The sequence below is a fragment of the Lachnospira rogosae (ex Hitch et al. 2025) genome, from assembly GCF_040096455.1.
Classification (GTDB): domain Bacteria; phylum Bacillota; class Clostridia; order Lachnospirales; family Lachnospiraceae; genus Lachnospira; species Lachnospira rogosae.
In genome coordinates this window covers 12,764-36,846 of sequence record NZ_JBBMER010000010.1, presented here as the reverse complement: position 1 = coordinate 36,846, position 24,083 = coordinate 12,764, and the positions used below count along the sequence as shown (strand labels likewise).

The following is a 24,083-nucleotide window of genomic DNA, read 5'->3' as shown; positions in this document are numbered from 1 at the left end:
ATTTATTCATTTATACTATCAGAACTGCCATCCGGATATTTTACAACAACTTTAACTAAATTGCCGTCATCATCAATGACCTCCTGATATGACTGGACATATTGTCCACCCGTTCCTAATACTTTCCCATCAACTTCCTTCTGCTCTGTCTTAATTACCTCATCTTCTGCCTGTTCTTCATCTTCTATCTGTACGCTCTTATCTGTCTGCTCTATCTTTTCAATGACATCTGTACTTCTATTAACTTCACTACCACCGGCTTCTACATACTGCACCGTAGGCTTTATGAATAATGCAGCCATAACAACCGTCAATATCAGTAATGATACTGCCACCTTGCTGGTACTGGCACTTTGAGGCTTCATTATATTACCTATTCTATTAATCGTAATTCTGTAATCATTATTAAATCCCAGCACCCTTACTTTTGTCACATTGCCTTTATAAGCACTATTTAACAATATATTGGCATATTTCTTACTCCAGTCCTCATCGTCCCTATGTCTGTTACAGCAGTCATAATCACAGCTTAACTCTATATATTCTGCATAATACTTATAAAACATCCATACCAGCGGATTGTACCAATATATAACCGCTGCTATGCCTGTTATTATCTTGATAATATGATGTCTGTGGCGTATGTGCGTATACTCGTGCTCATAAAGATATGGTACGTCTTCATCATTGACTGCATATGATATATAAACCTTAGGTCTGACAACACCATATACCAATCCAGAAGATATATAATCACTTCTGTATACTTTCACTCTTTTACCGCCAGCTAGTATCTCCTGTGGAATACTTGTAGATAATCCGTTCCTGAATTTCATATCAGCTAACATATTATGTAGAAATATCACAACAATTCCAAGCAGCCATATGACCGCTAATATTTCATACATATTTATTGTTATTCCCGTCACACTGTCTGTGTAACTCACTTCTGACAATATGTCTGTTGATACTCTTTTTATATTGAACCTGATTGACAGTGGTATCAGAATTCTGACCCACACTAAAGACATTAACAGCAGCTTAAGCTTCGCTGACTTTATACGCATTAATCCGCATATCAGCAGGCATATTAATATAGCTGCCATTACTCTGATATTATTCTCCAAAATGTCTGTATATAACTTTAACCCCATCATATGTATACCCCCACTCACTGATGTATACGGATTGCCCTAAGCCTTCCACTTTACACAATCCCCATTGTGTTATTTATCTAACCCAAATTGCCTTACTATCTCCTGTCTTTCCTCGTCCGTTATCCCCCTTGCACGAACAAAAGCCGCCACAAATTCCGGCAGCGAACCGTCAAATCTTGAATCTATGGTATTCACGCTCTCTATTGACTGTGCATCTTCTTTCTTAATTATAGATGTGACTATTGCATTCTCGGACTTTATTATTCCGCGGTCACTCAGTCTTTTTATAACTGTATATGTGGTTGACTTCTTCCAGTCAAGCTTTTCCCTGCATAATCTCACCAGCTCTGTGCTCTTAACCGGTTCATTCTCCCACAATATCTTACAGAAGTTATACTCACTTTCATATATTACTGGCTGCATATTAATCTGCACCTCTCTTATCTGATATTTATAGCCTTAGTCTAAGTCACTAAACCTTATTTGTCAATATATATTTTCACAAATATTTATACGTCAACCCAAAAACTGTAAATATTAAAAAATCAGGAGAAAATTCGCACAACTGTAATTTTCTCCTGATATATTAAAGTTCTATATTAGTTCTTCTCAACTGCAAGTACAACCTTCTCACCATTGATATCCCAATCCTTAGTGAAGCCTGCTGTCTTACCTGTTTCTATAGTATTTGCAAGAACAACGCTCTTGATCTGTTCTTCATTCTTCTTCATAAGGTCTGCTAACTTGTCATTACCATCTACATATACAGTAATCTTGTCCATAACCTCAAATCCAGCATCCTTACGCATAGTCTGAATCTTGCTTACGATTTCTCTTACGAAGCCTTCCTCGATAAGCTCTGGTGTAAGGTTAGTATCCATAACAACTGTAATACCCTTGTCAGAACTTGCTACAAAACCTTCCTTCTGAGTCATCTCTATAAGAACATCATCCTTCTCAAGAACGATATCTTCACCATCAGCATTGATTGTAAATGAACCCTTAGTATTAAGCTCATCCATAGTTGCATTGCCATCAAGTGTTGAAAGCGCAGTTCTTATAGCATTAAGATGCTTGCCATACTTTGGTCCAAGTGTCTTTAACTGTGGCTTGAATGAGTACGAAGTAAATGCTCTTACATCATCTGTATACTCAACTTCCTTAACATTAAGCTCATCTGCTATGATAGCTGTAAAGTATTCGTTTAACTTCCAGTCAGCCTTGATGTACAGCTTGCCGATTGGCTGTCTGTTCTTGATATTAGTTGAGTTACGGCATGCTCTTCCGATAACAACAGCATTTAATACATCTTCCATGTTATCTTCAAGTTCCTTGTCAATCCATTCTTCCTTAACTTCTGGGAAGTCGCAGAGGTGGATACTGATAGGAGCTGTCTTATCTATACTGCATACAAGGTTTCTGTAAATGCTTTCTGTCATAAAAGGAATCATAGGTGCTGCTGTCTTGCAAAGTGTTACAAGTGTTGTGTAAAGAGTCATATAAGCATTAATCTTATCCTGCTCCATACCCTTTGCCCAGAATCTTTCACGGCATCTTCTTACATACCAGTTAGAAAGCTCATCTACAAATTCCTCAAGTGCTCTTGCTGTCTCTGTAATCTTGTAGTTAGCGAGATTGTTATCAACAGTCTTAACAAGAGTATTAAGCTTTGAAAGAATCCATTTATCCATAACTGGAAGCTTATCATACTCAAGTGTATACTTAGTAGCATCGAAGTCATCAATGTTAGCATAAAGTACAAAGAACGCATATGTGTTCCAGATAGTTCCCATAAACTTTCTCTGACCTTCTGTAACAGCCTTGTCATGGAATCTGTTAGGAAGCCATGGTGCTGAATTCTCGTAGAAATACCAGCGGATGGCATCTGCACCGTGCTTCTTTAATGCATCAAATGGATCAACAGCATTTCCCTTTGACTTACTCATCTTCTGTCCATCTGCATCCTGAACGTGACCAAGTACGATAACATTTTCATAAGGTGCTTTATTGAAAAGAAGTGTTGATATAGCAAGAAGTGAGTAGAACCAGCCTCTTGTCTGGTCAACGGCTTCTGAAATGAACTTAGCAGGGAACTGCTGTTCAAACACTTCCTTATTCTCAAATGGATAGTGGTGCTGTGCAAATGGCATTGAACCTGAGTCGAACCAGCAGTCGATAACTTCTGGAACTCTCTTCATCTTGCCCTTACATTTAGGACAAGTACAAGTAACAGCATCAATATATGGTCTGTGAAGCTCGATATCATCTGGACAGTTATCAGAATGTTCCTTTAATTCTGCCTTGCTTCCGATAGATAACATTTCTCCACAATCATCACATACCCAGATATTAAGAGGAGTACCCCAGTATCTGTTACGTGAAATTCCCCAGTCCTGAACATTTTCAAGCCATGCTCCAAAACGTCCAGTTCCGATAGTTTCTGGTATCCAGTTGATTGTCTTATTATTAGCTATTAAGTTAGCCTTAACTTCTGGGTCACTCATCTTAATAAACCATGATTCTCTTGCATAGTAGATAAGTGGTGTATCACATCTCCAGCAGAATGGATAATCATGCTCAAACTTAGGAGCATCGAATAACTTGCCCTCTTTATCAAGGTCTTTAAGTACTTCTGGGTCTGCCTTCTTAACGAAAAGTCCTGCATATGGTGTTTCCTTTGTAAGTTCACCCTTTCCGTCAACGAACTGTACGAATGGAAGGTCATACTTACGTCCAACCTTGGCATCATCTTCACCAAATGCTGGTGCAATATGAACGATACCAGTACCATCTGACATAGTTACATAGTCATCACATGTAACAAAATGTCCCTTCTTGTGCTGCTTAGCTGCAACATCTGCCGCACACTGATATAATGGCTCATATTCTTTATATTCAAGGTCTTTACCCTTGTAAGTTTCTAATACTTCGTAATCAACGCCTGCACCGCTACCTACTTCTGTGCCTTCTTCTACTGCTGTACCATTAACTGTCTGACCTGCCTTAACTGCAAGTCCACCAAGTACCTTATCAAGAAGTGCTTCTGCCATATAGTAAGTATAGCCATCTGCTGCCTTAACTTTAACGTATGTTTCTTCTGGGTTAACGCAGAGTGCCACGTTAGATGGAAGTGTCCAAGGTGTTGTTGTCCATGCAAGGAAATATGCATCTTCACCTACACACTTGAAACGTACTACTGCCGAACGCTCCTTAACAGCCTTATAACCCTGTGCTACTTCGTGTGATGAAAGTGGTGTTCCACAACGTGGGCAGTAAGGAACAATCTTAAAGCCCTTGTATAAAAGACCCTTATCCCATATCTGCTTTAAAGCCCACCATTCAGACTCGATGAAGTTATCATCATATGTGATGTATGGATTATCCATATCAGCCCAGAAACCAACTGTAGATGAGAAATCTTCCCACATACCCTTGTATTTCCATACGCTTTCCTTACATTTCTTGATGAATGGCTCAAGACCATACTCTTCAATCTGTTCCTTGCCGTCAAGACCTAATTCCTTCTCAAGCTCAAGCTCAACTGGAAGTCCGTGTGTATCCCAGCCGGCCTTACGTGGAACCATATAACCCTTCATTGTTCTATATCTTGGAATCATATCCTTTATAACTCTTGTAAGAACATGTCCGATATGTGGCTTACCATTAGCTGTAGGAGGTCCATCATAAAATGTATATGTCTCCCCCTTCTTGCGGTTATCAATACTCTTCTGGAATATATCATTATCCTTCCAGAACTTTTCGACCTGTTTTTCTCTGTCTACGAAATTCATATCTGATGAAACTTTCTCGTATACCATTGTGTTACTCCTTTCAAATCATTTACTTAATCGTAACGATATCAGCTTGCTTTATTGGTGCTGTAACAAATGTCGTTACATATGCAAAAAAGCCCCTGCCGTAATACGACAGGGGCTGAATCAACTTAACCTATATCAATTACGACATACCATCATATGCGTCCCTTGTAACGGTAGGATTACCGTCCTTACTTACTTTTCGTAATATAATACCATCCATAATTTTACCAATAATATCATACTACAAAGTTCTGCAAGGATGCTTGGAAGTGATATTCAACTATGCTCTACTCACACCGGCTTCCACCCTCCCGGCTCGCTATTGCTTTCTTTCATAATCTACTGTCTTCGTCATCGCAGATAATGTGATTGTATATAATTGATCTTAAAATGTCAATAATTAAGCTGTATTATTTATTATAATTTATCACAAAATTTCCTGTTATTGTGTTACATGTATTGCTTTAGTCCTGCTATGCCCGTCCTTTTCTGCGTTCAACACCTTTTTCTTTATAATATTGTGCTTTATCAGCATACATCCGTTCCTCAGATTCACGCAGCATTTCATCAAAGCCTGTTATTACGTTCTCCCTCCAGATAACACCGGCTGCCATATTCACAGAACGCTCTTTCATTAGTTCTTTTAACTCTGTTATATGCTTTATTAATGTATTCTCGTCTATCTGTGTACAGATTACAAGGAATTCATCACCACCTATACGGAACACCCTATCTTCTCCAAACACATCCGTAAGACATGCACATGCATTTAGAATAAGTCTGTCACCAGCCTCGTGTCCCATCGTATCATTCACATACTTAAGTCCTGTAACATCACAATATACAACGCCTATACTTTGTTTTTTATCTATATTATCTACACATGCACTCATTGCAAAGCGGTTTCCTATATTAGTCAGGGCATCCTTATAGCTCATATTCTCAAGCTTTCTTATCGTATTCCTGCGCTTTATACACGATATAATAAAAGCTCCCATAATCTCAAGTATACTTAAGGCATATTTAAGTGTAAGCAGTGGCGGATTGCCTATTCCCATAAATGCAACAACATTTCCTTCGTTATATATAGGAATTGCAATTATTGAATGAACACCTTGTCTTTTTAAATTATCATATTGCAGGGGATCACTATCCTTTATTTCTTCAATATCCTGAATTACGATGTTTCCGCCTTTTTCAAAACACTTATACCAGTTAGCACATACCTCTGGCGGCAGATTCTGAAGATTATCCTTCTTCGGACTTATTCCCTCTGCCGTCCACTCATATGTATTATCATCTCTTCCATATATATTCTTTTCAAATATATAGGTTCTTTCTCCACTAAGTGCTTTACCTATATACCCAAGAAGTGTGCTTATCGTTTCATCAGGTGTATCTGCTGCAAGTGCCACTCTTAAGCCCTCATTGACAAGAGCCTCAGTTTCTCTATACTTCTGGATAAGCTTATCCTGTGCAAGCTCCTCACTTATATCTATGCCTATTTCCAGCCTGTACTTTCTGTTCCCTTCGCCCTCTATCAGTGTATCCTTTATTATCATATACTTATCTAATACAGGATTATAATAACGCCATTCATCAAAGGCTCCAGGCAGAAGCCTGCTGTTGTTGCACATTCCACATTTAACAGAAGCTTTTTGTAATACCTCATAGCACTTCAGGCCTTTTATATCCTCTATTGATTCCAAGCCATACGCTTCCAATGCTTTATGATTCATATATACAATCTCATTGGTTTCTATATCTGTTGCATATACATATTCATTCAGATTTATAAAAAAATCCCCTATTTCTTTTATATTTTTCATGCGCATGTCTCCCTTTATTATTGAACTTGTAGTATTCCCCATTCATTAAACGAATCAGCATATTCTATATATAATTTCTCCGTAACAGCCCCTGTTTCTTTTACATTTATATCACTTTGTTATTTTTTTATCAATGCGTAGTATAATATTTTTATTATTTTTTCATACATATTATACCACAATATTTGCACAGCTTTTCAGCGCACATACAAAGTTCCGTAAGGAACTTTTAAGATGAGCACTATTGTGTTCGTTATACCACAAGCGGAACTTTTATCTCAATAATAAAATCATTTCCCTGTATTCTTGCACTTATATCTCCATTCATACGCTCCACAAGCTCTTTTGCAATAGATAAACCCAGTCCGGTTGAGGCTCTGCCTCTTGCAACATCCGCTTTATAAAAACGCTCAAACACATGGCTTAAGTCAATATTTTCAGGATGTTCTGTATAATTGCTGATTTTAAGCAAGGCGTGATTATCCTCACGGGTAAGCTTGATACTTATATTCTTTTCCCCATGATCAAGACCATTTTTTATGACATTCTGTATAACTCTCCTTAAGCCCTGCTTATTACCTGATATATACAGCATTTCCTCAGTAATACTAATATCCGGGCAGATGCCCTGCTTCTTCCATTCATCATAATAAGAAAAGACAGTTTCTTTTAATATTCTGTTCATACAACAATCCGTAAGCTCCAGCTTATACGAATCATTTTTCAGCTTAGTGAATGTAAAAAGTTCCTCCAGCATTTCATTGAGGCTGTTAAGCCTTTCTCTGATTATATCAAGATATCTCCTCTGGTCATCTATATTGTCACATTCCTCTATAAGCTGGAAATACCCATCCAGCGATGTAAGCGGTGTCCTTATATCGTGTGAAAGATTAGTATATGTGTCTGCTATCAGCTCTTCTTTTTTTCTGTACTCGTTTCTTTCTTTTTTACGCAGGTCAAGTAGTTCATTCAATTTATCTGAAAGCTCACCTATTCCTCCCATATCTATTTCACGTTGAATCAGCTTGTTACTATCATGTTCCATAAGAAACGACAACTGGCGGCAGATGTCCTTAATCTGCCGCTGGTATTTCCACATAATAAATGCCTGTATAATAATTATTACTGCTAATATTCCAATAATAATCCTCATTCTCTAAATATCCCTTTTCTGAAAAATATAACTGCTTAATGACAGCATTATAACAATAAATGTGGCTGCCACACACATTGAACTAATAACATCGTCCCTGCCTGCATTCATAGGAAGCATTGCCATCCTTCCAGTTACTGTATACTTATATATATTGAAGTTATGAAGTCCCACTCTATTGCCCACATAATCTATAAGGGCATACACAATGCTCATTATATTCATGGTAAGACATACCGATAATGTCATGCTTATAACATTATTCTTAATTATAACTGCTATCGCCATACATATTAACACAAACGCATAATGAAGCATAAGTTCTGTTAAGAAATAAGGTATAATCTCTTTCCAGTTACCCCACACCACACATTTAAACGCAAGCATATTCGCTGCTGCCTGGAATACAAATATCCCTGCAAAGGTAATTGCTGTAAATAAGGCAAGCGCAACTGCCCTTGAAACAATAAGCATCCCCCTTTGTGACACCTGTCCACCAATATTCTTAATATAACCGCTCTTAATATCTGCTGTTGCAAACATAACCGCAAATATTACAAGAAAAAGTGCATAAAACTTTCCCTGTGCATTAGAAAAGAAAACATCCATTACCGTAACCTTCTTCCCTGGCTCCGTAGGTAATTCCACACTCATACCAATATTGACATTATCTGTATTCTGCTGCGAAAGCTGTTCCTTGTTGCTGTTATCTGCCTGTTGTTCCTCTATGTCTTGTGCATTTACCACATCAACTGTCTGACCATCTATATCTGTCTGACTTTCTACTGCCTGCTGCCTCTCCCACTCTTTATTAACTGCATCATAATCTATTTTTGAAAGAAATGAGGTAAGCAGTGCTGATGCCAGCAATATAATCCATATTACATACATACTCTTTGTACGAAACATTCTGTATACATCCATCTTTATCATATTAAGCACGATTGTCACCCCCTGTAAGCCTTAAGAAATAATTCTCAAGTTCTTCACTTGTAATAGATATTCCCTTAACTGGAATTCCCGCCTTTGCAAGCTCCATATTCAGCCTGGCACTTTCTCCCAGTCTTTCAAATATATGAATATGTTCTTTATCTATAACCTGATAGCTGCTAAAGCCCATATCATCAAGCACAGGAATAGCCTGCTTAGGATTATCAAGTGTAAGCTCTATACGCTCACTGCATTTTTTCATAAGCTCTTCTCTTGTAAGCTCCTGCACAAGGCATCCATTATGAATAATGCCATAATCTGTAGCAATCTTTGATAATTCCTCCAGAATATGACTTGAAATACATATTGTCATACCTCGCTCCTTAGCAAGCTTCTGGATGGTTTCACGCACCTCCACTATTCCCTGCGGATCAAGTCCATTAATCGGCTCATCAAGAATAAGCAGGTCAGGCTCGCCTACAAGTGCAAGAGCAATTCCTAAGCGCTGCTTCATTCCAAGCGAATAATGCTTTGTTTTCTTTTCTCCAACAGTATCAAGGCCCACTGTTTTTAACAGCTCATCTATATATCCTTTTTTCTTAATCCCTGTAAGCTTACATTTAATGTTCAGATTGTCATATGCCGACATATTGCCATAAAGTCCGGGAGCTTCTATAAGACACCCTACTCTTGAACGTACCTTTTGTAAGTCCTTTCCCTTATACCCAAACATTTCTATTTCGCCATAAGACGGTGTTGACAATCCGCTAATCATCTTAAGACAGGTCGTTTTACCGGCTCCATTTCTTCCAATAAAGCCATATATCGCACCCTTTTTAATGTGCATATTTACATCATCAACCGCCCTGTGTCTGCCATACTGCTTAGTCAGATTCCTTGTCTGCAATAATAATTCACTCAAAGCTTTTTCCTCCTTTTCTTAACTGCTCTTATCATAAAAAATAAATCCTAATCAATCGCAAATAAATAGTAAAAAAAGAGTAAATTATTCATGCAGGCGATATCCAATCCCCCAGATTGTTTCTATATATTCATCAGATGTAACGGTCTTTATTTTCTTCCTGATATTGCTTATATGCACATCAAGAGTCTTTGTTTCACCCATATATGGCTCATCCCACGCATATTCGAATATATCCTCCTTGCTAAACACCTGCTTCGGGTTTTTAAGCAGTAATTCCAGTATTGCGAATTCCTGTTTTGTAATCTTAGGAAGCACCCTGCCACCGATACTTACCTCAAAGGTAGAGCGTGTAAGCACCATATCCCTGAACTCAAGCCTTCCGCTGCCTTGTCCTTTTTGTATACCAGCCTTTGTTTTTACTTCTGTTTCTGCCTCTGCTTCTACCTTCGTTTCCACCTCTGCTGCACCTTTTGTTTCCACCTCTATATGACGAAGCTGCACCTGAATACGTGCCAGTACCTCTCTAATCTCAAAGGGCTTTGTTATATAATCATCTGCTCCGTCCGTCAGCACTCCGATTTTATCATCTATACTATCCTTTGCAGTCAGCACAATCACCGGAAGCCTTCCATGTTTTCTTATTTCTTTTAAAACCTCTTCACCACTTGCACCAGGCAGCATTAAGTCAAGCAGTACAAGCGTATAAGCCTTTTCTTTTATATTAAGAAGCAGCTTTGCTTCTGTTCCTGAAAATGCCTGTTCACACGTATAACCAGCCTTCATAAGCACCTCACAAAGAAGGTTATTAATATTTATATCATCTTCTACAATTAATATATTAGGCATAATTTTTACTCCTGTATTTTATAATGTAAAATAGTCATCTACTTTATGAGAAATGGCATTAAATAAAATGGTTTCAGCATTAAATTTTCTTCTTTTCCAACATCTTTTTGTGATATTAAATATATCTTACTTACATTCTTTGAAAATTTTTTATAAAACTGTTTTATAGATTCGTGCTTTCCTGCCCCTGATGACTTAATTTCAAAGGCATTTACTTTACTTCCCTCAGAAATCAGAAAGTCAACCTCATAATAATGTGTGCTTTTGTCTTTTTCCCAAGTGTGATAATAAAGTTCCCTTCCCGCTGCTGTAATCATCTGTGCAATAAGATTCTCATATAAATAGCCAAGATTAGCTGGCAGCTTATCAGAAAGCAGCTTCGCATATACATTATTTTCTGTGACTGGACGGTCTATAAACATTAATGTAATAAATAATCCAGTATCCGACAGATACAATTTATAACTGTCAAAGTCCTTTGTATCTGTCAGGCTTACCCTTGGATCAGTTGAATTATAACAAGGTAAGACAGTCTTTGAATCAATCAGCTCATACAATAATTCTTCTGTTTTTGAATTATTCTTCTTTCCTATTGCCGCAGTAATCCTGTATTTTTTTGAATCCTTTGCAAGTTGTGCCGGAATTGAGTGATATAACGCAGAGATTCTTCCAGAACCATCAATCTTTTTAAAATCTTCTTCATACAATGATATAATCTGTCTTTTGACCATATCAATTTCCGAGAAATTCTTACCCTCTATATAAGCTTCAACTGCCTGAGGCATACCACCTACTGCCATATATATTCTTAAATCTCTCATCAGTTTACGATTAGTTGGCTGTCCAATAGCCTTACCTGTATTGTATATCTGACAAAGAAGTTCATAGTTTCCCCCCGTTGCATCACAGAACTCCTGATAATCCATTGGATACACCTGTATTTTCATTTCCTCCGATGGAATTAAAATATCCTTTACATTTTTCTTTATGGATATTAGTGAACCAGTTTCCAGATAACTGTATCTTCCATCTGCAACAAGATGTTTTATTGCCTGTCTTGCTTTCGGGAATAGCTGGACTTCATCAAATATAATCAGCGATTTATGCTCATATAATGTTATACCTGTTTCCGCCTGCAATCTTAAAAAAAATATATTTAGATTTGCTATATCATCAAAACACTCCAATATATTAGCTGTTGCTTTTGAAAAATCAATAAGAATACACGAGTCATATTCATTTTCTCCAAAGCTTTGGGCGATTGTAGACTTACCAACTCGTCTCGCCCCCTCTAACAACACCGCATATTTATCCGAATACTTTTCCTTCCATTCTAACAATCTACTATATACTTTTCTTTTAAAATTCATAGTCTTCCCCTTTCAGAACTATACTATATCATTGTCATTATTCTTTACCGTGCTAAAAGCACCCCTGATTTCTTTATATAATACATATTATAATATAACTTTCTTCAATATTATTATCTCTTATTTTGACCGTTTCTTCAAGATTATTTTCACTCATTTTGCCCATTTCTTCAAAGTTGTTTTGGCGTATTTTGTCCGTTTCTTCAAGATTATTTTTGCTCATTATGACTGTTTCTTCAAAACTATTTTCACTCATTTTGTCCATTTCTTCAAGCTTTTACTTTATTTATAAACATAAAAAACAGCACGACCATTCCCTTTATCCAGAAATAAATCGTGCCATCTTATCTTTTATCTTATCTTTGTTATAATCCTAATTATTCTCTGCCCTCGCCATCGCAATCTGCTCCGGTGTTATAGGCAGCTCATAGAACCTCTTTCCTGCTGCGTGGCTTAGTGCATCTGTCACAGCCGGAAGTGGTGTATTTATTACAACCTCTCCTATTGACTTAGCACCAAATGGCCCAGCATTCTCAAAGCTGCTTTCAAACTCAACATTAATATGTCCAATATCCATCCTTGATGGTATCTTATATTGCAGGAATGAGTTCTCATAAAGCTTTCCCTTATCAGAATATGTGATATTTTCAGACATTGCCATACCAATTCCCTGAAGGATTCCGCCTTCTGCCTGTACTCTTGCAAGATTAGGATTAACCGGTGTTCCACAGTCAACGCATGCATCATATTCTACAACCCTGCTTTCGCCTGTAACAAGGTCAACTTCAACCTCAGCTGCACCTACCATAAATGGTGGTGGTGAAATAGGTGATGTATGTGTATTAGTAACAGAAAGTGCCATATCATTGCCACACATAGAAGCTGTTGCTATATCACAAAGACTTACTGATGCACCCTTGTGCTCTCCAGCCTCACAGCTTACACAGCTTCCGTCAAATGTAACCTCACTCTTATCACAGCCTATAAGCTTTGCTCCAAGACTTTCGATTCTGTTTCTTAGCTCTAAGGCACAGTTCTCAACAGCCTTTCCGGTAACATATGTTGTACTTGATGCATATGATCCTGAATCATAAGGTGATATATCAGTATCAGCACCGAATACACTTATGTCATCAGTACTGCACTCAAGCACCTCCGCAGCAATCTGTGCAAGTATTGTATCACAGCCTGTTCCCATATCAGCAGCACCGATATTCATTGTATACACACCCTCATCATTAAGCTTAAGTGTGGCACTTCCCACATCCACACCTGATATACCAGAGCCCTGCATAGCCATACCCATTCCGACAAAACGTGCCTTCGTATCAGATATCTTTCTCATAGGATACTTCTCATCCCATTTAATCATCTCTTTAACCTTTGCTAAGCATCTGTCAAGCGCACAGCTTGTATTTACCTGACCATAGTAAGCAGGCATTACATCGCCCTCCTTAACTATGTTTTTAAATCTTATTTCAAAAGGATCCATATGCAGCTTATCAGCAAGCTCATTTACAGCAGATTCAACGGCAAAAAGCCCCTGTGTGGCACCATAACCTCTGTACGCTCCTGCTGACATAACATTCGTGTATACAACATCACTTACAAAACGGAATGCCTCTGCCTTTCCATATAACGGTATTGACTTGTGTCCTGAAAGACCTACTGTCGTTGGTCCATGCTCCCCATAAGCTCCTGTGTTAGACAGAGTATATAAATCTATTCCTTTTACGATACCATCCTTAGTTGCACCAAGCCTTACATGCATCTGCATCTCGTGTCTTGGAGATGAAGCTGACAATGATTCTTCCCTTGAGAATATAATCATAGCTGGCTTCTTAGTCTTCCATGTAACAAATGCCGGATATATTTCTGAAACTGAGGTCTGCTTTGCGCCAAAACCACCACCTATTCTAGGCTTTGTAACACGTATCTTTGATGGAGATATTCCAAGTGCGTGTGATATGATTCTTCTGCAATGAAATACTATCTGTGTAGAGCTTACAACATGAAGTCTTCCATAAGTATCGATTGTACAGAATGTCCTGAAGGTCTCCATCATACTCTGCTGGCATGCCTTTGTATGATATGTCCTGTCAATTACAATATCACAGCTCTCAAGCACCCTATCTATATCACCATTACTGCACTCATCATGTGCACATAGATTTCTTTTATTATCAGCTCCGACAGGACACATTGCTTCCCAGTTATCCTCCGGATGAACAAGTATCTCATTATCCTTTGCCTTTGTAAAGTCAAGCACTGGCTCAAGTACCTCATACTCTGCCTTAATAAGCTTCATTGCCTTATCAACACAGCGCTCATCCACTCCCGCAACAATCGCAACCGGATCACCTATGAATCTTACATGTTTATCAAGAATAAGCCTGTCATAAGGACTTGGCTCAGGATACGTCTGACCGGCACAGGTAAAACGCTTCATATTCTGGTCAACATCCTTATATGTATATATTGCCTCTATTCCGGGTACCTTCATTGCAATATCTGTATTAATGCTCTTAACATATGCGTTGGCATATGGTGAACGCAGAAGCTTTACAACAAGACAATCCTTTGGTGCAATATCATCTGTATATACTGGCTTTCCAAGAAGCAGCTCCATTGCATCCTTTTTTCTTACCGCTTTATTAACCGACTTCATTACTTCACCTCCTCTGCTATATTTTCTTTATTTTCCACACTGGCTTCCTTAGCCTTTTTTACCCTGAGGTAATCCAGAATTCCTCTTAACTGGCCTTCATACCCTGAACATCTGCACAGATTTCCTGAAAGAAACTCCTTTATCTCATCTTCATCAGGATAAGGATTCTCCCTAAAGAGTGCAATAGCATTCATAACAAAGCCCGGATTACAGAAGCCACACTGCTCTGCCCCCTGGTCAGCTATAAATGTAACGAATTCTGCGGCCTCCTCCTGTAAACCTTCAAGCGTTGTAACGCTGCATTTATCTGCTCTTACAGCAAGAACCGAACATGAAAGCACTGGTTTATCGTTAAGAAATACCGTACACAGTCCGCAGTTAGAAGTCTCACAGCCACATTTTACACTATAACAGCCATGCTCCCTCACGAAATCATAAAGAGTCATATCGCAGGCCACATCTGCTTTGACCGACTTTCCATTTAACTTAATATCTACTAACATATATTCTCCAATCCATACACTAATAAATCGATATATAAACAAATCTATATATTAACATTTATATATAAATAATACATCAGCTATTAATAATCAATAACTAATTATTAATAATTTACAGCCCTTAATGCTCTCTTGGTAAGCTCTTGTGCCAGATGGCTTCTGTATTCAGCACTTCCACGCATATTACTCTCTGTAGAAACATTTTCCCTTACATATCTGGCGAAGCTCTCTATAGTCTCATCATTTACTACGCCCTTAAGAATACCTTCCTTATCTTCTACAACAACAGCTCTTCCCGGTCTTGCACCTATGCATATATTATATTCACCCGAACCGCTAAAGCCCACGCCAGCACAGGTAAGAACCGGAAGGTCTGTTTCTGTTATTCTTACTGCCTCATAAAACATCTTGACTGGCTTTTTCTTAACTATAATGCTTACAATAATATCCCTGTCATAGCTTTTTGCCGCATACTCCTTTAGGGAAACTATTCCACCCTTATATAATTCAACGTATGAATCAAGTCCAATTAATAATGTAAGAACATCAGAAAATCCATATCTTCCATATATGCTTCCACCAACTGTTGCAAGATTTCTAAACTGCACGCCAACAATATGCCTTAGTGCTTCCTTAGCGCAGCCATTCGTATACTCATTAAACCCCTTATGGTTTTCCAACTGTCTTAGTGATGTCATGCATCCAATCTTAAATTCTTCATCTGCCTCTTCAATCTTATCAAGTCCCAGTCCTGACATGTCAATCGCGGTATTGATTCTGTTATCACCCATACGCATCCACATCATGCCGCCGACAATTCTGTTAGCCTTCTTCTGGTTAAGCTCGTAGGCCTCTTCAATACTTTCTACTTTCTTATAATTCTGTATATTAAGCATAAAAACTCCTCATTTTGATCATACTTATGCCAGAAATAAAAGTCCTGCTGTGCAGCTCAAACAACATTTAACCTCTTTTCTGACCGCTTCTTAATTACATCATAATGATGTCGGGGTCAAAAGCCCCCGACTTTGATACCTACGAATTGTTCCGTGCTACGCACTCCCACAATTCTCCCCAATATTCGCATATCGTGGGATTACCATCCCACTTTTATGCTCATATCGGGGCGGGTCCCAAAGTCTTTCACCCACCTATGAGCAAGCTCATGTGGGTTTAGACCTTTTGCCCCTGGTATCATCATAATATAACTATACTGACTTGTAAAAGCCTTGTCAATCTGATAAAATTCATTCGCGCACTTCTTTTAACTGTTGCTGTCAGATATATTCTGGCCAACATAAAAAATGTGTAAAAATAAAGTAGAAATGAGGATAAATATGAAGAATTTTAAAAGATTAACTGCTTTAGTCCTTGCAGTGCTCATGCTTATATCAACTGTAGCATGTGGCAGTTCTGCTGCAAACGACAGTACTACACAGGCTGCTTCAACATCAGCCTTTGATGTCATGTCACAATTCAACGAGGTAAGCACAAGCTACCCTCTTACTGTTACCGACCAGGCAGGACGAACAGTAACTTTTGAAAAAGCACCTGAAAAGATTGCTTCATCTTACTATATCTCTACAAGTCTTCTCCTTGCACTTGGATTAAAGGATAAGCTTGTGGGAATCGAAGCTAAGGCTAATACACGAAACATCTATAAGCTTGCAGCTCCATCCATCGTAAGTCTCCCTAATATGGGAACAGCTAAGGAATTCAACACAGAAGCCTGTGTTGCAGCAGCACCTGATGTTGTATTCCTTCCTATGAAGTTAAAAAAAGCTGCAGATACACTTGAAGGTCTTGGTATCAAGGCTGTTGTTGTTAATCCTGAGGATGCAACGCTCCTTAAGGAATGTATAACACTTGTTGGTAAAATAACTAACACAATCGGACGCTCTGATGCACTTAACAATTCTATCGATACATTTTTAGCTGATAATAAAGCTAAGCTTGCAGGTGAGAACACTCCTTTAGTATATCTTGCAGGTAACAGCTCTGTTCTTTCAACAGCAGGAAGCAAGATGTATCAGAACACATTACTTACCAATGCAGGCGGAAAGAATGCAGCCTCTGAGCTCACAGATACTTACTGGGCAAATGTTTCATATGAACAGCTTCTTGCCTGGAACCCTGATTATATTATAATAGCTGCTGATGCAACCTACTCAATAGATGACGTTTTAAATGATGCTAATCTTGCAAACTGCAATGCTGTTAAGAATAAAAAGGTTGTAAAGCTTCCTGGTGATATAGAAGCCTGGGATTCACCTGTACCAGCAAGCTTCTTAGGAAGCATATATATTGCCTCTGTTCTTCATCCAGAAAAGGTTACTAAGGATTTCTATGAAGAATGTGTAACTAAATTCTATGAAAGCTTTTATGGATTCACACCTGCTAAATAAGGATGATTTATGTTCAAAAATACTTCTAATTACCGGAACAAAATTATACTTTTATCAGTCATACAGGTACTGCTTCTTATAGTAGTACTTGTATGGTCTGTCATTACCGGACAGTATCCACTCACATTAAAGAGCTTACTGTCTGGTGATACTATGTCTATTATGGTCTTTAAAAGGCTCAGGCTTCCCCGCGCCCTTATGGGTGTTATAGGTGGTTTTGGGCTTTCAATATCAGGTTATATATATCAGCTTATATTTAAAAACCCTCTGGCATCTCCCGATATCGTTGGCGTTTCCTCCGGTGCAAGTGCCGGTGCTGCTCTTGCAATAGTCGCAGTTTCTGCTTCTGTTCCAGTCATCTCCATATCTGCTTTTATCGGAGCTGTTACAGCACTCATAATAACTCTGCTTACGGCTTATCTTGTCCCTGGCAGAAACAGTTATACTATCGTGCTTGCCGGTATAGCTATTCATTCTGTGGCACAGACTATACTTATGTTTCTAAAGCTTGCTGCAGATCCTGAAAAACAACTTGCTTCAATCGAATACTGGATTATGGGAAGCCTTAATGGTATTTCAAGAGACAGCCTTGCTATTCCATTTCTCACGACACTTACCGGCTTTATTATAATGGCTTTGTTATACAGACAGATTCTCATTCTCTCTACAAGTGAAGAGGAAGCTGTATCACTAGGTGTACATGTAACAAGTCTGCGTTTTATCATATTAATGCTTGCTACATTAGTAGTATCATCAATAATATGTGTTACGGGGCTTATAAGCTTTATCGGACTTATCGCACCTCATATTGCCAGACTTCTTACAAAGCGTAATGACATATTTACATACATAACAAGTGGCTTCACAGGAGCTATTTTACTGACACTTGCTGATATACTGGCAAGAAGTGTATCCCCATCAGAGCTGCCAGTCAGTATATTTACCTCACTTCTTGGTGCTCCACTGCTTATCATTCTGCTTATCAGAGCTAATAAAAAGGAGGCGTTATGATGTCCGATTTATTCAATAATACATTTTCCGCAGACGGAATATCAGTATATTACGGCAGCACCTGTGCGGTTGATAACGTAAGCTTTGACCTTATGCCTGGACAGCTTAATGCTGTTATTGGCAATAACGGCTGTGGTAAAACCTCTCTTATTAAGGCCATCATGGGACTTATAAAACACAACGGAAAATGTCAGCTTAATGAACACTTACTTGAAAACCTCTCTGTTAAAAAAAAGGCACAGCTCATAAGCTACATTCCCCAAAGAAACAATCTTACTATAAGCATGACCGTCAGGGATGTATGTCTGCTTGGCTTCAATCCTCATATGCACATACTTGGAGGCTACACCACAGATATGCTCAGGCGTGTGGATAAAGCTATTGATATGGTTGGACTTAAGGGTTTATACGAATCAGACTTCTTAGCTTTAAGCGAAGGGCAGAAGCAGTTATGTATTCTGGCACGCACCATAATAGAGGCTTCCCCACTGCTTCTTCTCGATGAACCGGATAGTGCACTTGATTTTTCTAACCGTCATCTTCTTATGCAGCACATAAGAAGTATTGTATCCGATGGCAGATGCGCCCTAATGTGTATTCACAGCCCTGAGCTTGCTTTAGAATACTGCGATAATATACTTCTTATGAAGTCTGGGACAATCCTTAGCACCATTAATACACATACAGACTCTCTTGATATTATTAATGAAAAGATGTCTCTTATATATGATAATATTAATGTCATTGAATGTACTGACATTAACCATAAAACCCACCGCGTAGTTGTGGCATTATAGACCTATACCTATACTGCGTATAAATGTCTATTCTCACCAGACACACATACGTTATAAAATCATTTAGTGAAACGAGGTGACTTATTTATTCTATGGATAATTGTTATTTAGATGCTTTGGCTGTAATTACATTTTTTAAGATGTCAGATAAAAAACATCTTTTTATTACGGGAGACCGGGGAAGTGGCAAATCATATCTGTTAAACAACATTTTAAACCAGCTTGAAGAAACTATGGATATGTCTGATTTTTTCAATTTCAATTATCTGATAAGCCGCAGAACAGACACACCAGAAGTTGTTATTAAATCCAATCTTATAGATGATGGAAAAGAATATGTGATTGGCAGACCACGCACACTCACTCCTGTTTCCCCTAAAAAAGGCAACAACATGACCTCCGTAGAGGATGGCTTTATTAACTGCGCCTGCCCTGCCATTAAGAAGCATCTTATGACCTCTGCTGATAGTGTATTTGTTATTGACGAGCTTGGTTATCTGGAAAGCTCCTGTATACCTTTTCAGGAGAGCATTAAAAGTCTTCTTGATAACTCACGCGTATTATCTGTCATCAGAAAACAATCCACGGAATTTCTTGACAGTATTAAAAGCAGATCTGATGTACTTTTAATCGATATTGATAATACCTTCAGCTCTATTTCGTGCATTATTATGGCATCCGGTATGTCAAAAAGATTCGGTACAAATAAGCTTTTAGCCTCCTTCAACAACAACACTCTCTTTGAAAATACAATAAATATAAGTCGTTTCGCAGACTTTTATGAAACTCTTGCTGTAACCCGGCATGATGAGCTTGTACAGATATGTGAACAGGAACATATACATTGCATAAAACACAGTATGCCTTACAGAAATGATATGGTACGTCTTGGTGTTTCACGTATTCTAAAGGAAACTAACAGACACAAAAGCTGCTGCACCCAAGGGATATTATTTCTTCCATCAGACCAGCCGCTTATCACTAAGACAAGCCTTCAGCTGCTGTGCCTTTTATTTATTTACTACAACAGCAGTTATTTTGCTTGTAACAGCACAGATAAATCCAGCAATGCCAATAATAATTATTTCAATAATAATAGTAAGATATGCCGTCTTGCTTTTAATGGAACTCCTGGTTCTCCTGTAATATTCCCAGCCAGATATTATGATGAACTGATGAATCTTCCACAGGGCAAGGGTGGCGGCTTTATTGCAAAAAAACATCCTGCACAGGTTGTTTTAGTTCCTGCACAGGATGAATATGAATTATATGATATTGATACTCCTGATGACCTTATTCGTCTTTCCCGGTATCTTCGCTAATTGCTGTACCTTATTTAGTTACAGCCTTTTCCTTTATTGTTGCTGCTTCTTCTGAAACAACTTCTTTAACCGTTTCCTCAGCTTTATCCTTAGGAAGAATTATGTTAAGTAATATTGCTACAAATGCTGCTGGAACAATACCAGACTCACCAAACATAAGCTGTACTGCCTGTGGTGTATGTGCAAGGATTGCAGGGCTTACACCCATACCATAGCCTACACCAAGTGCAACCGATACAATAGAAAGCCTTCTTGCATCAAGCGGCTCCTTAGTGATAAGCTGGATACCACTTACAATAATTGATGAGAACATCATAACTGCCGCACCACCAAGTACTGACTGTGGCATGATTGATATTAATGCTCCAAGCTTAGGAATAAGACCACATAATATAAGGAATACAGCACCAGATGCAAGTGCAATTCTGTTAACAACCTTAGTCATTGCAACAAGGCCAACATTCTGGCTGAATGATGTATTAGGAAGCACACCGAAAAGTGCTGCAAGCGATGAACCTAAACCATCACACATAACTCCGCCTGAAAGTTCTTTATCTGTCGCTTCTCTTCCTACTCCACCGACCATAACACCTGATATATCTCCAACAGTTTCTACTGCTGTTACAACAAACATAACAAGCACAGGAAGTATTGCTCTTAAGTCAAACACTGGCTTAACTGGCATGAACTTAGGAATCGCAATCCACTTAGCTTCTGCAACCTTATTCCAGTTAAGTACCCATGACTTAGTATATTCAACTCCCTCAGCATTAACTGCTGTATGTGGAAGCACACAGCCCATAATAGCTGCTACAATATAACCAACTATAATTCCAATCAGTATAGATGATGAACTAAGATATCCCTTTGTCCAGTGCTTAACGAATAATATAACAATAAGCACAACAAACGCCAGAAACAGATTCTCTAATGAGCCAAAGTCTTTAGCCCCGTTTCCACCACCGAATGAATTGATACCAACAGAAATAAGTGACAGTCCAATAGAAAGCACAACAGTTCCTGTTACAACTGATGGGAAAAATCTTCTTAAAGGCTTAATAAATGCACCAAGCACAGTTTCAAAAAGACCACCTATAATGGATGCTCCCATAATTGCACCATAGGCTAATACTCCGCCTCCCATAACCTTTGTTATACTGCTGAATACTCCGATAAATCCAGAGCTTGTACCCATAATAATAGGCACCTTGCCTCCAACAGGTCCAATTGAAAACAACTGTATAAGTGTTACAATACCAGCTATAATCATAGCATTCTGTAAAAGTGCAACCTGAATAGATGCATACTCACTTCCTGCTCCAATACCACAGGCTCCTGTAATAATAAGCAACGGTGTAAGATTTCCTACAAACATCGCCATAACGTGCTGAAGTCCAAGTGGTATCGCCTGTTTTAATGAAAGCTTTCCATTAAAATCATATGCCTCCGGCATAAGTTCTTTTATTTTTTTCATATATCCTCCGGTATATTAACCATAATCTATCTGTTATTAATCTCATATGAAGAAGGTCTAGGGAAAATCATTATTCAAGTACTGATTTTCCTTAGACCTTCCTTCTGTATGACCTACGCTTATTATCTCTGCACATCAAATGAAGCATTATTCATAAGTCGCTTAATCTGGTCAACGCTTGTGATGTTAGTATCGCCGCGGATAGCGTGCTTCATTACTGAAGAAGCTACTGCGAAATTGACGATATCTTCGTGCTTCCAGTCATTCTGCATAAGAGCATAGATAAGACCAGAAGAGAATGCATCTCCACCACCAACACGGTCAACAATCTCAAAATTGAGTGTCTTGCTTTCGTAAGTCTTTCCGTCAGCATAGTAGAAAGCCTTAAGAGAGTTATTACTTCCTGAATGAACATAACGTACTGTTCTTGCAATTGCTTTCATATGGTACTGCTCATCAATAGCCTTGAATACTCTGTCCATATCCTCAAATGATGGATCCATAGTAAGGCCGTCCTTAACATCTGTACCATCTGCATTGTATACATGGATAGGCTCAATACCTATAAGTACATCTACATATGGAAGATATCTGCTGAGTACATCCCTTGCTGTTTCAAAAGACCATAATGTACTTCTGAAATTAGGATCAAAGCTTACCGTAAGTCCAAGCTTCTTAGCTGCCTTGATAGCCTTATCTATAAGACGACGGCAGTTATATGAAAGAGCTGGTGTGATGCCACTTAAATGTAACCAGTCATAATCCTTTAAGATGTTCTCAAAATCTACATCCTTATAATCATATTCAGCAAATGCTGAGCTTCCTCTATCATATATTACCTGTGAAGGTCTTACTGAAACACCTTCTTCAAGGTAATAAAGTCCCATTCTTCCGTCAGACTTGATAATGTGCTTAGTGTGTACATCATTAGCCTTAAGGTAGTTGATACAAGACTTACCAAGGTCTGTGTTAGGTAATACTGTAAAAAATGTTGAATCTACACCAAGGTTAGCGAGTGAAACTGCTACGTTGGCTTCTGCTCCACCATAGTTAACTATGAAATTGTGGGTTGTAACTATCTTCTCATAGTTAGGTGGTGACAATCTTAACATCAATTCGCCAATTGCTATGAACTTCATACGTGCCTCCATCTATCATTAAACTTTAAACCTGATATTAAGTAATATTTTATGGCAATAATCTGTACTTTTATTGCTCTATATTGTCAAAATAATACTCCATTTAATGATACTACTTATCCTATAAAATTGCAAATTGTATTTAACGCATTAACTCATAAATACCGCAGTATTTTGTTGCATTAACACACCATTTCATTGTATAATTAAAAATATTTTGAAGCGAGGAAAGTAATACCTATGGACATTTACGAATCATTGAACTCTATTTTAGTAACTTTATTCAATGATATAATGAACATTGAAGAAAAGGCTTTAATTACAGATGAATTTTCTGACATCACAGTTACTGATATGCACATAATTGAAGCTATCGGAATTAAAGAGCCACGCACTATGGGAACAATATCCAAGGCCTTAGGCGTGACTATGGGAACTCTTACAGTCGGCATTAACGGACTTGTTAAAAAGGGATATGTAATAAGGACAAGAAGTGAAGAAGACCGCCGTGTCGTATATGCTTCCCTCACACCAAAGGGTAATGCGGCATACACTCACCATATGAAATTTCATCAGGATATGATTAAACATATTACTGACGATTTAAGCGAAGATGAAGCAGCTGTACTTATTAAGACATTTACAAGGCTTGAAGATTATTTTAAAAGCATATCATAGCATTTATAATGTCTATGTAATTATATTAACATATAGCTATGCTGTCTAACAGCGTAAC

At 38.2% G+C, this 24,083-nt stretch carries 20 protein-coding genes; 5 read left to right on the top strand and 15 right to left on the bottom strand.

Annotated elements, in window-relative coordinates; genetic code table 11:
- Positions 1-2 precede the first annotated feature (2 nt).
- The 13 genes from WMO14_RS11865 to WMO14_RS11805 form a co-directional block, all read right to left on the bottom strand.
- The gene (locus WMO14_RS11865) at positions 3-1,154 is read right to left on the bottom strand and encodes a M56 family metallopeptidase (protein WP_349153889.1); all 1,152 of its coding nucleotides are present in this window, start codon (positions 1,152-1,154) and stop codon (positions 3-5) included.
- Positions 1,155-1,226: 72 nt separating this feature from the next.
- Positions 1,227-1,580 carry a BlaI/MecI/CopY family transcriptional regulator gene (locus WMO14_RS11860; protein WP_022501265.1) on the bottom strand — a complete coding sequence of 118 codons (354 nt, stop codon included), beginning with the start codon at positions 1,578-1,580 and terminating at the stop codon, positions 1,227-1,229.
- A 176-nt stretch (positions 1,581-1,756) separates the two neighbouring features.
- A complete protein-coding gene (gene ileS, locus WMO14_RS11855; protein WP_349153888.1) occupies positions 1,757-4,975 on the bottom strand; it encodes an isoleucine--tRNA ligase in 3,219 nt (1,072 codons plus the stop codon).
- 473 nt (positions 4,976-5,448) lie between these two features.
- On the bottom strand, positions 5,449-6,804 hold the full coding sequence (locus WMO14_RS11850; RefSeq protein WP_349153887.1) for a sensor domain-containing diguanylate cyclase: 1,356 nt from the start codon (positions 6,802-6,804) through the stop codon (positions 5,449-5,451).
- Positions 6,805-7,057: 253 nt separating this feature from the next.
- Positions 7,058-7,957, bottom strand: a complete 900-nt coding sequence (locus WMO14_RS11845; protein WP_090140940.1) for a sensor histidine kinase — start codon at positions 7,955-7,957, stop codon at positions 7,058-7,060.
- A gap of 3 nt (positions 7,958-7,960) precedes the next feature.
- Positions 7,961-8,890 (bottom strand): DUF2705 family protein, encoded by a 930-nt coding sequence (locus tag WMO14_RS11840; protein WP_349153906.1) that lies wholly within the window; start codon positions 8,888-8,890, stop codon positions 7,961-7,963.
- A gap of 1 nt (position 8,891) precedes the next feature.
- Positions 8,892-9,809: an ABC transporter ATP-binding protein gene (locus WMO14_RS11835; protein WP_349153886.1), complete on the bottom strand. Its 918-nt coding sequence runs from the start codon at positions 9,807-9,809 to the stop codon at positions 8,892-8,894.
- 84 nt (positions 9,810-9,893) lie between these two features.
- Positions 9,894-10,658 (bottom strand): response regulator transcription factor, encoded by a 765-nt coding sequence (locus tag WMO14_RS11830; RefSeq protein ID WP_349153885.1) that lies wholly within the window; start codon positions 10,656-10,658, stop codon positions 9,894-9,896.
- Positions 10,659-10,696: 38 nt separating this feature from the next.
- Positions 10,697-12,028: an ATP-binding protein gene (locus WMO14_RS11825; protein ID WP_055306926.1), complete on the bottom strand. Its 1,332-nt coding sequence runs from the start codon at positions 12,026-12,028 to the stop codon at positions 10,697-10,699.
- 73 nt (positions 12,029-12,101) lie between these two features.
- Positions 12,102-12,284 carry a hypothetical protein gene (locus WMO14_RS11820; RefSeq protein ID WP_349153884.1) on the bottom strand — a complete coding sequence of 61 codons (183 nt, stop codon included), beginning with the start codon at positions 12,282-12,284 and terminating at the stop codon, positions 12,102-12,104.
- A gap of 117 nt (positions 12,285-12,401) precedes the next feature.
- The gene (locus WMO14_RS11815; RefSeq protein ID WP_349153883.1) at positions 12,402-14,696 is read right to left on the bottom strand and encodes a xanthine dehydrogenase family protein molybdopterin-binding subunit; all 2,295 of its coding nucleotides are present in this window, start codon (positions 14,694-14,696) and stop codon (positions 12,402-12,404) included.
- On the bottom strand, positions 14,696-15,199 hold the full coding sequence (locus WMO14_RS11810) for a (2Fe-2S)-binding protein (RefSeq protein ID WP_055306929.1): 504 nt from the start codon (positions 15,197-15,199) through the stop codon (positions 14,696-14,698). Before WMO14_RS11810 ends, WMO14_RS11815 begins: the two co-directional genes overlap by 1 nt.
- Positions 15,200-15,303: 104 nt before the next feature.
- Positions 15,304-16,095: an FAD binding domain-containing protein gene (locus tag WMO14_RS11805; protein WP_349153882.1), complete on the bottom strand. Its 792-nt coding sequence runs from the start codon at positions 16,093-16,095 to the stop codon at positions 15,304-15,306.
- Between the two features lie 441 nt (positions 16,096-16,536).
- Between WMO14_RS11805 and WMO14_RS11800 the strand changes: the two genes are divergently transcribed.
- The 4 genes from WMO14_RS11800 to WMO14_RS11785 all read left to right on the top strand — a co-directional run bounded on the left by WMO14_RS11800 (position 16,537) and on the right by WMO14_RS11785 (position 20,734).
- Positions 16,537-17,604, top strand: coding sequence for an ABC transporter substrate-binding protein (locus WMO14_RS11800; RefSeq protein ID WP_090140936.1), 1,068 nt, complete (start codon positions 16,537-16,539; stop codon positions 17,602-17,604).
- A 9-nt stretch (positions 17,605-17,613) separates the two neighbouring features.
- Complete coding sequence (locus WMO14_RS11795; RefSeq protein ID WP_090140934.1) at positions 17,614-18,615, top strand: FecCD family ABC transporter permease; 1,002 nt, start codon at positions 17,614-17,616, stop codon at positions 18,613-18,615.
- Positions 18,612-19,412, top strand: coding sequence for an ATP-binding cassette domain-containing protein (locus tag WMO14_RS11790; RefSeq protein ID WP_082421649.1), 801 nt, complete (start codon positions 18,612-18,614; stop codon positions 19,410-19,412). The genes WMO14_RS11795 and WMO14_RS11790 overlap by 4 nt, the downstream gene beginning before the upstream one ends.
- A 92-nt stretch (positions 19,413-19,504) precedes the next feature.
- Positions 19,505-20,734 (top strand): NTP transferase domain-containing protein, encoded by a 1,230-nt coding sequence (locus tag WMO14_RS11785; protein ID WP_349153881.1) that lies wholly within the window; start codon positions 19,505-19,507, stop codon positions 20,732-20,734.
- A 10-nt stretch (positions 20,735-20,744) separates the two neighbouring features.
- Here WMO14_RS11785 and WMO14_RS11780 read toward each other — a convergent pair whose 3' ends face one another.
- A complete protein-coding gene (locus WMO14_RS11780; protein ID WP_082421648.1) occupies positions 20,745-22,208 on the bottom strand; it encodes a uracil-xanthine permease family protein in 1,464 nt (487 codons plus the stop codon).
- 122 nt (positions 22,209-22,330) lie between these two features.
- Positions 22,331-23,347 carry a sugar kinase gene (locus WMO14_RS11775; protein ID WP_242854162.1) on the bottom strand — a complete coding sequence of 339 codons (1,017 nt, stop codon included), beginning with the start codon at positions 23,345-23,347 and terminating at the stop codon, positions 22,331-22,333.
- A gap of 240 nt (positions 23,348-23,587) precedes the next feature.
- Between WMO14_RS11775 and WMO14_RS11770 the strand changes: the two genes are divergently transcribed.
- Positions 23,588-24,025 (top strand): MarR family winged helix-turn-helix transcriptional regulator, encoded by a 438-nt coding sequence (locus WMO14_RS11770; protein WP_349153880.1) that lies wholly within the window; start codon positions 23,588-23,590, stop codon positions 24,023-24,025.
- Positions 24,026-24,083: the final 58 nt, after the last annotated feature.